Below are 11,949 nucleotides of genomic sequence, written 5' to 3' on the forward strand. Positions count from 1 at the left end.
CCGACCGCGCTTCGTGGAGCACACGAAGCATGTCTAAGACAGACCGCGGAACGGAAGAGCCTACCGAGTGTCCATCCTGCAACCGATCGTTCAAGTCCGCGCAGGGGATGCGGAGCCATCATGCACAGGTTCATGGCGAAAGCCTGATCGAGCCCGATGGCCCCGAGTGCCCGACGTGCGGCGACGTGCTACCGTCCGAGGCAGGGTTGAAACGCCACCACAAGCTCGTCCACGACGAGTCGCTCGTCAACAAACCGTCGGGCCCAGAATGTCCGACGTGCGGGAGGGACGACTTCGAGAATGCCCGTGGGATGAAGTGCCACCACAAAATGGCGCACGGCGAGAGCATCGCCGGGATCCAGACGGAGTGTTCGTGGTGCGGCGACGATGTTCGAGTGTTGCCCGAGAACCACCGAAAGGCCGATCGCCATTTCTGTAAGAACACGGACTGCCGTGAGAAGTGGCATAGGTCCCGCACCGGCGAAGAATCGGCTTCCTGGGAAGGTGGGAAGGAGACGTTCACCTGCGCGAACTGCGGAAGCGACGTCACCCGATACCCGTCGTCGGTGGAGGGCCAGAACGTCTTCTGCGATCCGGGGTGCTACACCGACTGGAAGAGCACCCAAATGGGCGGCCCCGACCACTTCAACTGGAAAGGCGGGTACGAACCCTACTACGGCGAGAACTGGCTGGAGCAGCGGCGGAAGGCGCTCGACCGCGACGGCCACACCTGCCAGTCCTGCGGACACGCCCCTGGCGACGACGATCGGGACCTCGACGTCCACCACGTCCGTCCGGTCCGCACCTTCGCCGAGCCCGAGGACGCGAACGCGCTGGAGAATCTCGTCTCGCTGTGCCGCTCGTGCCACTCGACGTGGGAGGGCGTCCCCGTCCGCCCCGAACTGGCTGACTGAACAACGGCGATGACGCCTGCTGGGGCCGAGGTCCAGACCCAGTAGTTCCTGATGGAGCTCAAGTGATGAACACCAGCACCAGCGTTGCACAGGCACCCAACCAACTGCGCGAGAAGGCCGACGAACTCCTCGAGGTGTACCGATGAGCTCGCCGACCCGCCCCTACCGAGCGCTCCGCGCCGGCGTCGGAACGCTCGTCATCCTGGTCGTGCTCGGGCTCTGGGTCCGCGGGCAGATCGTCGGCGACCCGCTCGGCACGCTGTGGGACGTCGTCGTGCTCGCGCTGTTGCTCGCGAGCGGCTACGCGGTGTATGGCCCACGGACCATGTCGAACGCTGTCGAGGACGCCCAGGAGCTCTCCGACGGGGGTACCGACACAGACGAGGAGGGTTCCGGATGACGACGCTTCCGAACTTTAAAGCGGACGCTCGCGAGGCGATCCTCGACGAGGCCGAACAGCACGCTCGCGAGGAGATCGCGTCGGCCGTCCAGGAGCACGCCCACGACATCCTCGAGGCGTACGGCCGGGAGCACGACTACGACGTCCAGTCGATCATCGAGGCCGGCGAGACCCGAGTCGAGAGGCGGAAGGGTCGCGTCGTCGTCCGATGGGGCTGGCCCGAGCCGGCGATCTTCTTCGAGCGGGGCACAGTCGACCACGTCGTCGAGGCCGACGAAGCGCCCGTCCTCTCGTTCATCTGGGAGGACCCGCCGCAGTGGGTTCGCGAAGAGTTCGAGCAGGAAGGCGACGGCTGGCGCGTGTTCCTCCCGGAGACGAACGTGTCGGGGCTGCCCGAGTCGCGGTTCATCCGGGACACACTCAACTGGCTCCGACGGAGGTTCGCATGAGTACGCACGAAGTCGAGTTCCTCCTGGAGGCGCTCGCCGACGTCGTCGACGCGCAGCCGGCGGACCACCCGCTCCGGCGCGTCGACCGTGACACCTCGCGTGTCTACGAGACGGGGTCGTCGCTGGACATGCAGGCGCCGCTGTACACGCGGAAGGAAGACCTCGAGGCAGCCAACTTCGTCGGCGTCGCGAGCCAGACGACCGACCCCACGCCGGCGGGCCCGAACCAGCGGTACGAGCTCGTCGCAACGGCGTCGATCCGACTTGAGGCGCTCACGCGTGACGGCGGCGAGTGGGGCCACGTCCACCCCGAGGGCGAGGACGGCGCCCCGACGTTCGACGCGCTGTTCCGCGCGGTGTTCGACGCCGTCCGTGCCGAGATGAGCTACCCGGACGTCGGGCGGCCGGGCGTCACGTACTGCGACCTGACGATCACGAACATCGACGAGCAGCTGAGTGACCACAAGGACTTCTACCGCGCCGAGTTCGACGTGCAGTTCCGCGGGTACACTGACTGACACCATGTTTTCCGACACTCATACCACAGCACGAGGTGAACAGCCGTGACCGGCGCCGGTAGTGCGACGGTCGCGTACGCGGTTGAGGACACGTACGGCACCCTTCCTGGGACGCCGACGTGGATCCAGCCCGGCATCGACATCACGGTCTCGGACCTCTCGGTCGACCAAGCACTCGAGCGGAGCCGGCACCCGGACGACCCGACGCCCGCCGGCTCGCGAGAAGGTAACTGGGAGGGCGCGCACGGGATCTCCTGGACGCTCACCGACGCGAACTTCCACGACCTCGTCTTCGCGGACTCCGGGACGGACCTGCCGAACAGCCCGATGCGGGCCCCGTCGGCGACGTGGTACCTCGCGACCGAGCTCCCTGACGGGACGACCGAGGCGCGGACGCCGACCGGCGCCGTCGTCCAGGACGCGTCGATCAACTACCAGCAGGGCGACGACGTCACCGTTGAGCTGACGATCCTCTACGGCGACGAGCCCGACGACGTGACGGCGCCGGCGGACGGGGACATCCAGCAGCCCTCGGAGGCCGACGCCTACAGCTGGCACGGCGCTTCCTTCAGCGTCGACGGGCTCGCCCAGCCGCTCATGCAGAGCGCGACGCTGTCGCTGTCGGGGCTCGCCCGCTTCCGCCGCGGGCAGGACCGACACCCGTACGACGCGGTCGTCGACGCGATCGAGCCGAGCTTCTCGACAGACGCCGTCTTCACGGAGCGCGACCAGCTGGCGCTCGCCGTCGACGACGTCGACACCAACGCCTACGAGGAGGTCGGCAAGGTCCCCGGCGAGTTCGCACTCGAGAACGGCCAGGGTGACACGATCACCTACACGCTCTCGGACCTCCAGCCAACCAGCTACGAGTGGTCCGACCTCGTAGCGCCCGACGCCGACCTCTCGGAGCCGATCGACTATCACGTCAGCGACGTCAGCGCCACCGAGGTGACGGCCTGATGCTGGCGAGTGAGACGACGACGCTCGCCGAGGCGCTCGATGAGCTCGACGAGCACATCGGCGCCCTCGAGGGGCATCTGGAGGAGCTCGACGAGGGCACGGAGGAGGCCGACGCCGTCAGCGACCAGCGCGACCGGCTAAAGTACCTCCGTCGCGGTGTTGAGTGGCAGGCTGACGAGTGGGGCGAAGACACCGAGGTGACAGTCGGCGCCCTCACGGCTGGCGAGGAAGCGATGATGCACCGCGAGATCCCCGACGACGCCGGCGAGAAGGAGCGCCGGCTCTGGTACGCGGCCGCCGCGAGCGAGGTCGCCCCGTACGTCGAGGGCGAGCTCTCCGAGACGTTCGCGAACATCGCTGGTCTCCACCCGGCGTTCGTCGAGTGGGTTGAGGGGCGATCGAACGCGCTCGGTGTCGCGGGAAACAGGTCCTCGACGTCCTCGACGGCGAGCGAGAGCTCGGGGACGTCGACACCCACGCCCGACTCGACTACCTGATCGTGGTCGGGCTCGCGCACGGCCTCTCACTTGAGGAGATCCACGCGACACCGACCGGCTACCTTGAATTGCTTGACGCATACCACGCTGCCCGAGGCCCACTATGAGTTTTGAGACATCCGCCGAGCTCTCCCTTACTGTTGACGAGGGCGACCTCAAAAACGTCCAACAGCAGATCGAAGACGGCATCGGCACGACTGCGGTCGGTGTCACTGACGGCGGGTCGATGTCGGCGCAGTCGGCCGGGAGTAGTGGCGGAGGGCGTGGTCGGCGGGCGCGGCGTTCGATGCGGCTCGCCGAGACACGCACCGAACTACTCGAGGACGCCGTCGTCTACCTCGAGGATATAGAGGACAAGGTCGGCGGCGGTGATGGTGGCGGCGCCGGGGGGATCTTCACGGAGTTGCTCGGATCCGCTACTGAGACCGCCGGCGATGCCGCGATCGAAGCGGGCGACACGGTCGCGGAGACGCTTACGAATGTTCTCACCGGGACAGCCGCATCTGCACTCGGTAACACTATCAGCTCCGCGATCACGAACTCGGATGTTAGTGTCTCAAGCGATATCGCAAAGCCGGAGTGGGCGCCACTCACCGTGCGAAAACCAGGGTGGAAGATCGAGGTTGAGGATCCAACAAACGGGACAGATGGTCCTATTGGTGGGCCAGTACCGGTTCCGGATATCCCGCCGCTCTCTGTCCCCGAGCTCCCGAGTATCGATGCTCCTGACTCAATTGCTGTCAACCGAGATCCACTCCCTGTCGAAGACACGACGCTACCAGTCCAAGATGTTGGCCCGATAACTGTCTCTTTAGACACACGTTCTGGTTCAAACCGAGGTGGTGGTGGCTCTAGGCGAGGGCTATTACAACGGACTGGCAGCGCACTTGACGATGCGGGTGCGAGGGGGGCAGACATGCTACTCCCAGGTAGCCCACCGGCGTCAGTGACGAAGCGGCTAGGTGAAGGAGGCACGCCAGTTGGACGTCCGTTTGAGGCCCTCGGCCGTGGATTCGACACGGTTAATCCGTTCACGTCTGGAGGTTTCGGAAGCGGAAACAGACCGAGCGGCACAGGTGGAGGGCAGATGGATGTCTCAGTCACCCACTCACCGACCTACCGTGTCGACGTCGACCCGCGCAGACTTGACCGCCTCGCCGATCGGATCGTAACCGAGATCGAGGAGAACGTCGAGCGTGATATCGTCGACCTCGAACGAGAGATTAACGACCTGCGATCGAATCTCGACGAGTTGGAGCGCGAGATCACAAATTAACAGCATTAGTGAGAGCGGAGCAGATGGAAGTACCCCGCAACGCCACCGATGAGCGCACCAGCGAGATGAGCCACATTCGCGATCTGAATGGCTGCGCTCCACAGCGTTATCGCGACTGCAGCAGCGACAACGAGCCCGGCAGCTGCAGTACGAGAAACCCGGTTGAGAAGGAGTGAAGAGATATCATTAGATATCAACACGTACATCATCAGTGCCATCCCGGCGCCACTCGCGCCGAGGACAGATCCTGGGTCGCCGATCGCACCTGTCACGAGGACTTGTGCGGCGCCAGCAATCATACCAGAGATGATGAAAAATGTGTGATACCGGATCACACTTGACGAGAAGACGGCGATAGAGCCGAAGAGGGCGATCATCGTCGCGTTCCCGGTGAGGTGTGGCATCCCGCTATGAGAGAATACTGACAGAGGGAGCTGCCACCAGTCTTCTGTTAACGGGGCTTGGAGCACGAACGGATCGACGTTGTTGGCTTGGACACCCGTCCACGTCGCGAGGCTCACGACAGCCATCAAAACCAGTGAGACACCAGGGCCAGCGAGGATCCTCCCGATGTACCCTCGCCCACTGCGGGTGCTGTCCTCTGACTGACCGGGAGTAGAGGGCTGGTCGATCTCCAAGTCAACGCTCATACTGGACGTCTCGGACAGCACCCCGATAATCCTTCGCCCAACTCGCGAGGCCATTCATAAACCGATCATAGCCCAATGCCACTACACTCAAAAGCCGTTCTAGAAGTATCGGCGTTCGACCGAACAGGCGTCTTCGAACTCAAGGGAGACCTCGAACCCAACCGTGAGCTCACTCATGACTACCTCGTCGGCGGCCGAGGCCAGGTCCTGAGCGAGCTGTACGCACAGGCCAGCAACCTCGATCCGACCGACATCCTTCCGGACGCCGACCTTGACCGACGGGCTGGCTTCCACCTCGATGCTGGCGCCGGGCGCAACCAGTTCAACTACACCGCCACGGTCGGCCGTGGTGACGACGACCTCCGCTGGGGCGACGGCTCGAGCAGCGCTGGCGAGGCGACCGCGTACGACGCCGCAGGCGACGTCCCGCCGGAGACGAAACGGGACGTCCTCTACCGGTGGCTGTCCGAAGCACGCACCGACTCCGGCGGGCAGCTGCTCCTCTACACCGGTGAGTGGTCGGACGGCACCTACGCGGCCGAGGCGGGCGTGTACAACGAGCCCGTGCCAGTCGCGCTCCTCTCGGTGCGCACGGAGAAACCGATCGACGAGCCGTCCGTCGTCTCGTACACCTTTGAGTTCGAGAAGACAACGCTCGTCCCCGACGTCGACGAGGCCATCGATGACTTCACCGAGGCCGCTAGTGACGCCGTCGACCAGCTGGGCGACACCCTCAGCGACTACTGATCCATGACCACGACCATCTACAAGATACCCATTCCGGAGGCGACGGTCCCGACAGAGCAGGATGCGCTCGGGACGCAACTCTCTGAGCAGGGCGTCCTCGGTAGCGACGCGATCGTCGACGCGCTCTCCTCGCAGGCGGCCGACCTCACGCTCACGGGACGGTACGCCTACGGGACGTACTACTCCGAACTACTCGCGACCGAGCTCGAGGAGCTCGCCGACTCGGCGCTGTCGGCCGTGCCGCTGTACGGCGGCGCTGGCAACCGCGCGGGCTACTACCAGATCGAGAGCGCGGAGGTCGAACCCGTCCACGCCGGCGGGCGTGACATCTGGGAGTGGACCCTGTCGCTGACGAACGCCGGGACGCGGAAGTCACAGTTCCAGTCACTCGACACGTCGCCCTCACAGCCCTCGCCCGGCCACTCGTTCGGGAACGACACGGACGGACTGGTGGGCATCCCGGCGGCCGCTCGCATGGTCCGCGCCATCGACTCGACGTCGTCGCCGACTGAGCGAGTACGGCCGACGCCCGTGTCGACTGTCCAGACCGAGTTCGGCGACGTCGATCTGTTCGATGCCACCGCCGAGACAATCGACGAGCCCGTGTACATCTACGACGTCGCGAAGGACGCCCAGCCGGCTGTCGACGTCCGCGTCTATGACACGCGTGGTCGGGACACGAAGTACATCGAGAGCGACTCCGGCCGAGTGCGGGCATGGCAGTCGGTGTTCGCCCGTGACCACGAGTTCGCTGGCTCTGCTGCCCTGAGCAACGGCCTGCTCCGCCTCACCATCGACGAGCCGACGAACGCCGACGCCACGGCCGCGCTCGAGGCCGAGACGTACGACGCCGGCTCGGACAGCTGGACGGCCGTCGACCTGCCGCAGTACGACGCCGATCTCGACACGGACTGGCAGCCCGCCGATGTCGACCTGACGCACATCGGCCAGGCCCGCGTCGCGGCGCAGGTCGAGTTCGAGGCTGTCGCCGGGACGAACGCGGGCGACGTCTTCGCCGTCGACGTCGAGCTCGAGCGCGGCCGCTCCGCGCTGGAGGTGTGGATCCCCGAGAGCGTGACGGCCGAGATCCCGCCGGACCTGGAGGCGTTGCTCGAGCCGATCGCGTCGACGAGCATCGTGGAGACGGGCGCCACGCAGGGGCTCGTCGCCCGTGAGGAGGTGCGTCGCTGATGCCCACAAACACATACACAAGCAACGACTCGTTCACCGTCCCAGCTGGTGTCTCCGAGGTCGATGTTACCCTCATCGGCGAACCGGGCGAAGACGGTTCCGACACCGGCAGTGAGGCTGATACGACAGCCGGCGGCGACGGCCGGGAGATTGCTGGCACGCTCCCGGTGAGTGGCGGAGACACCCTGTACATACGGTTCTACAGCGGCGGGGGCGGTGGATCGTTTGAATATTCGGTCTTCGGCGTCGACTACACCGCAAGCGCGGGGGACGGCGGCGACGGCTCGGTGATTCACAAAAACGGGACCGGACAGTCGGACATCGTGGCCGCGGCGGGCGGCGGTGGGGGTGGGATCGCCGAGGAAACCGACAGCACCAACAGCACTGGTGGAAACGCCGGCGGAGACACTGGACAAACAGGACAACGAACGGATATCATAACGGACCATTTCCAAGCCGGCAAGGGTGGTACCCAAACCGCGGCCGGTAACGGGGGTTCTAACGACCAAGACGCCGAAGGGTCAGGAACCAACGGCGGAACCGCAAACGAGTTGGGAGGCACATCTACCGCCGCCGGCGGCGGAGGGAGCGGCTACTACGGAGGCGGTGGCGGCGTATCTACCGACTCGGATGCCGGCGGCGGCGGCGGCGCGTCGTCGTACACGGACGGTTTTACCACCACCACAACCGACCAAGCCAACACTTCATCGGGTCGCGAAATCGTCATATCGTATCAGGCGCCCCCCGACGCTCCGACGAACCTGAGCGCGTCGACACAAAACTCGGACGAGATATTCTTAAACTGGTCGTCCGCGAGCAACGCGGACTCGTACCGAGTGTACAGGTCCACGTCGTCAGGGGTAGATACATCGGACACTCTCGTCGGAACACCGAACGGCACATCGTTTACAGACGGTGGGCTGAACGACGGCACGACCTATCGTTACCGCGTTTCCGGAGTCAACAGCGTGGGCGAAAGCGAGCTGTCGAACGAGGCCTCTGATACAACAACGCTACCCGCACCGACCAACCCCTCAGTAACGAGCTTCGATGACGACTCTGCGACCCTGTCGTGGTCGGCCTCGCATGACAACGGGAATACGCTGGTCCAATACCGCCCCGATGGCGGTAGCTACCAGACGGCGACGACTGTTTCACAGACCACGGAAACGGCCTCCATTCTATCACTGCTGAACGGCCAACAATACGACGCCCGCGTGGTTGCCAACACCACGGACGCATCCTCCGCGAGCGGGACAAACAGTTTCACGACGACACTCCCCGATGAGGACCAGCCCATACTCGGCAACGGCGTCGAGGATGAGGTTGCCGTCGACCGAGAGACGGAATCGGCGAACAACGGTTCGGTACGCTACCAGATCCGCGAGACGGGCGAGGGGTCGTGGGACGGCACCGCAGTCGGCTTCGGCGAGTTTATTGGCCCCTTCGACACGGTCGCGTTCGAGTTCGTCGGCCGCGAGGATGGTGAGCGCTACGAGGTTAGGGGCCGCACAGAGACAACCTACCGGACGGGCGCGTGGACGACGCCGATAACGATCATCACGCAGTTCCCCGGCGCGAACAGCCTCGCCGCGACGGCCGTCGACGAGACCACCACGGAGCTTGCGTGGACTGACGACGCCGACAACGAGAACGGTCAAGAGGTCATCAGAGAGCTGCGGCGCCCCGACGGCTCTTGGGGGCGCGACAGCATCCTCGAGGACGTTGGGCCGAACACCGAATCGTACACGGACAACACGGTCCAACCAAATCGCGAGTACCAGTATCGGATCCGGTCGTACACGCAGTATACGAGCGCCGAATCCAACTTCGATACGGCTACCACACCAGCCCTCAACGGCGTCCGCGATCGGCGTGTCCCGCCGACGGGCTGGCTTATCGAGGTTGAACACCCCTCGGGCGACACGCTCACGCCCACCGTGCTCGAGGGCGCCGAATGGCACCCGCGGCTCAACGGCCAGCCCGAGATCCGCGTGCCTGTCCCGCGCTCGTCGACGTGGGAGGACCACGATGTCGAAGGATCCACAGTCCGCGCGTGGACGGACGGCACCCGCCTGCCGATAGACGAGCTGCAGACCGTCGAACGTGACGAGACACGCAACGTCTTGGTGGCTGTCGGTGGGACGGCCCTCGAGGACGACGTCGACGGCATCGAGTATCCCGAGAAAAACGCTCACATCGCCGCCGAAGAGGTCATTACGCAAGAACTCGGCTGGGTCGCGAACGTCGACGACCCGCAGACGAGTGCTCGCGAAGACGTGCGGCTCTTCCAGGCGAGCGACTCCGGCGACTTCACCGATGGCATCGAAGGGAGTGGCAACCCGTTCCCGGCGACGTCGCCGCTGACGGTCGAGAACAACGAGGTGTTCGCGGAGCCGACCGGGTGGTTCCGCGAGGCCGAGGACGCCGATGGGAGCGGCTTAGTCAACACGACGCAGGGTGGTGAGTGGTCCGGCGGCGGGTCAGTGAACCTACAATCTGGCGACAGACGTGAGGTAGAGTTCACGCTCGCACACACCATCCCCGAGGGCGAGGCTCAGGCCGTCATCGTCTACGGCATCCCGCCGGACTCCGCCCCCGGCCTCGAGTTCACGCGGACCGATCCCGACGGCTCGGAGACCGTCGTCGAGTCGTTCGGCGAGGGCGGCATCAACGACACCGGCGGCCAGTTCCAACTCGACTCCTACCAGATCATTCTCAACACCGACGGCGACCTCACGCCGGGAAGCTACTCGCTGGAGGTCCAGATCCCAGTTACGTCGGGCGGCGAGCTCTACTTCGACTTCGCCCACGTTCGCGACGACCGCTACCCTATCGACCAGGACATCACGCCAGTCGACGGCGTCGTCACCGGGTGGCAGCAGCGCCCGGCCGACATCGACGTTGTCTTCGAGCCGATCACGTCGGTCGAGCAGGTGGTCGCCGGGCAGGTGGACGTCACGCTGGCGGGCGGCGGGGCGCCGGAGGCGCTCGCGCTGCGGAACGACCAGACCGCTGCGTGGAGTGAGGCAACGGACACGACCTCGTTCGCGACCGACTTCGCCGACGCCACCCAGCTCATCCAGGCACGCGTGACGCTCGGTCGCGAGGACTCCGGCTCGCAGTCAGGGCAGTTCGGCGACCAGCCGCAGCGGCTGGACTTCCTCAACCTCTTCGGCGATCTCGTCAACACGCCTGTACTGCTCGACTTCGTCCATCGCGGCACGATCGAGGAGCTCCTCAACCGGATCGCCGACGCCGGCGACTTCATCTGGGAGCTCCGGCGGGCGCCGAACGCGGACGCCGAGTACCGCATCGAGTGGACGCAACCCGGGCAGCGCCTCGCCGACGCCGAGCCGACGCTCGTCTCCTTCAGCGGTCAGCGGTCGATCGACGGCTCCTACCAGCGCGTCATCGCGGAGGGTAAGACCTCGAGCATCGAGGGCGAGACCTTCACGGCCAACGACTACGGCCTCAACGTCGGCCTCGGCGAGGGGCCGGTCGACACGGGTTCAGAGACGGTGTACGACGCCGGCGACCGCTCGACGCAGTACGAGCGTGGTCTCGACTACGTCATCGGTCACTCCGAAGGGACGATTACCATCCTCGAGGGTGGGTCGATGACACCCGGCACGCAGTACGAGATCGACTATGAGTGGCGCTTTGAGGGGTCGTACACACAGCCCGCCGTCGCCGACCCGCGGACGCTCCGCCAGTCGTTCCCAGATGCGACAAGTGACCGGGAGTGTGAACAGCTCGCCTTGGCGGTGGTGCGCGAGGTCGCCGCCCCGCTCGAGGAGGCTGAAGTGACCATCCGGGAGACCGACCCGAGTCGGTCGCTCGTTACGTCCATCCCGGCTGACGAGTTGCCGTTCGAGGGGCCGCTGGAGGTGCGTGACATCTCGAACTCCGCTCGAGAGGTGACGCTGACCCTCGGCAGTCGGGAGAGTGTCGGCGACATCGTCGATAACTTGCGCGACCGGCTGTCAGCTGTGGCTAGAAATGTCTAGCCTATCGAGTCCAAACGCGACGCCGGGGACAGCAGCCCGGGTCACGTTGCTCCGCCGGCAACTGAGACGAACCAGGTACGTTCGACAGTTGACGCCGGCAGAGTACTGAGGTTCGATTTGGCAACGGATGGTAATCCGACCTCAGCAGGGGCGTGTTGCCCCGGTGGCTCGTTGCGGGTTGCGTATTGAATAAATTGCGATTTCGACGTAATTTGAGAACACGACCTTGGGGATGGTGGCCCAAGTCGCGTCGATCTGCCATTCGACAGGGGCAGGCCGATAATCAGGCAGTGGACAGGGGCAGATCGAATCGAAGGGAACAGGCCCGGTAGTGGGG

The 11,949-nt window shown here is 65.2% G+C and carries 11 protein-coding genes; 10 read left to right on the forward strand and 1 reads right to left on the reverse strand.

The genetic code is table 11. From position 1 onward, the window contains the following. The first annotated feature begins 29 nt into the window (after positions 1 to 29). From DJ73_RS07235 to DJ73_RS07265, 7 genes are all read left to right on the forward strand, one after another. On the forward strand, positions 30 to 914 hold the full coding sequence (locus tag DJ73_RS07235; protein ID WP_176451097.1) for an HNH endonuclease: 885 nt from the start codon (positions 30 to 32) through the stop codon (positions 912 to 914). 142 nt (positions 915 to 1,056) lie between these two features. Next, positions 1,057 to 1,314 (forward strand): hypothetical protein, encoded by a 258-nt coding sequence (locus tag DJ73_RS07240; protein ID WP_094557674.1) that lies wholly within the window; start codon positions 1,057 to 1,059, stop codon positions 1,312 to 1,314. Further along, positions 1,311 to 1,763, forward strand: a complete 453-nt coding sequence (locus tag DJ73_RS07245; RefSeq protein ID WP_094557675.1) for a hypothetical protein — start codon at positions 1,311 to 1,313, stop codon at positions 1,761 to 1,763. Before DJ73_RS07240 ends, DJ73_RS07245 begins: the two co-directional genes overlap by 4 nt. Further along, positions 1,760 to 2,281, forward strand: a complete 522-nt coding sequence (locus DJ73_RS07250) for a hypothetical protein (RefSeq protein ID WP_094557676.1) — start codon at positions 1,760 to 1,762, stop codon at positions 2,279 to 2,281. Before DJ73_RS07245 ends, DJ73_RS07250 begins: the two co-directional genes overlap by 4 nt. Before the next feature lie 45 nt (positions 2,282 to 2,326). Continuing rightward, positions 2,327 to 3,241, forward strand: a complete 915-nt coding sequence (locus DJ73_RS07255; RefSeq protein ID WP_094557677.1) for a phage tail tube protein — start codon at positions 2,327 to 2,329, stop codon at positions 3,239 to 3,241. Further along, positions 3,241 to 3,738, forward strand: coding sequence for a hypothetical protein (locus DJ73_RS07260; protein ID WP_094557678.1), 498 nt, complete (start codon positions 3,241 to 3,243; stop codon positions 3,736 to 3,738). The genes DJ73_RS07255 and DJ73_RS07260 overlap by 1 nt, the downstream gene beginning before the upstream one ends. A 103-nt stretch (positions 3,739 to 3,841) precedes the next feature. Further along, positions 3,842 to 5,014 carry a hypothetical protein gene (locus DJ73_RS07265; RefSeq protein WP_094557679.1) on the forward strand — a complete coding sequence of 391 codons (1,173 nt, stop codon included), beginning with the start codon at positions 3,842 to 3,844 and terminating at the stop codon, positions 5,012 to 5,014. A gap of 5 nt (positions 5,015 to 5,019) precedes the next feature. Here DJ73_RS07265 and DJ73_RS07270 read toward each other — a convergent pair whose 3' ends face one another. Next, the gene (locus DJ73_RS07270) at positions 5,020 to 5,664 is read right to left on the reverse strand and encodes a rhomboid family intramembrane serine protease (RefSeq protein ID WP_176451098.1); all 645 of its coding nucleotides are present in this window, start codon (positions 5,662 to 5,664) and stop codon (positions 5,020 to 5,022) included. Between the two features lie 75 nt (positions 5,665 to 5,739). Here DJ73_RS07270 and DJ73_RS07275 point away from each other — a divergent pair, with 75 nt between their 5' ends. The 3 genes from DJ73_RS07275 to DJ73_RS07285 are packed head-to-tail and all read left to right on the forward strand — an operon-like array spanning position 5,740 to position 11,612. Continuing rightward, positions 5,740 to 6,411, forward strand: a complete 672-nt coding sequence (locus DJ73_RS07275; RefSeq protein WP_094557681.1) for a hypothetical protein — start codon at positions 5,740 to 5,742, stop codon at positions 6,409 to 6,411. 3 nt (positions 6,412 to 6,414) lie between these two features. After that, positions 6,415 to 7,602: a hypothetical protein gene (locus DJ73_RS07280; RefSeq protein ID WP_094557682.1), complete on the forward strand. Its 1,188-nt coding sequence runs from the start codon at positions 6,415 to 6,417 to the stop codon at positions 7,600 to 7,602. Then, a complete protein-coding gene (locus tag DJ73_RS07285) occupies positions 7,602 to 11,612 on the forward strand; it encodes a fibronectin type III domain-containing protein (RefSeq protein WP_094557683.1) in 4,011 nt (1,336 codons plus the stop codon). The genes DJ73_RS07280 and DJ73_RS07285 overlap by 1 nt, the downstream gene beginning before the upstream one ends. The last annotated feature ends 337 nt before the right edge of the window (positions 11,613 to 11,949 follow it).

This window comes from Halorubrum sp. Ea1, assembly GCF_002252965.1.
GTDB lineage: Archaea > Halobacteriota > Halobacteria > Halobacteriales > Haloferacaceae > Halorubrum.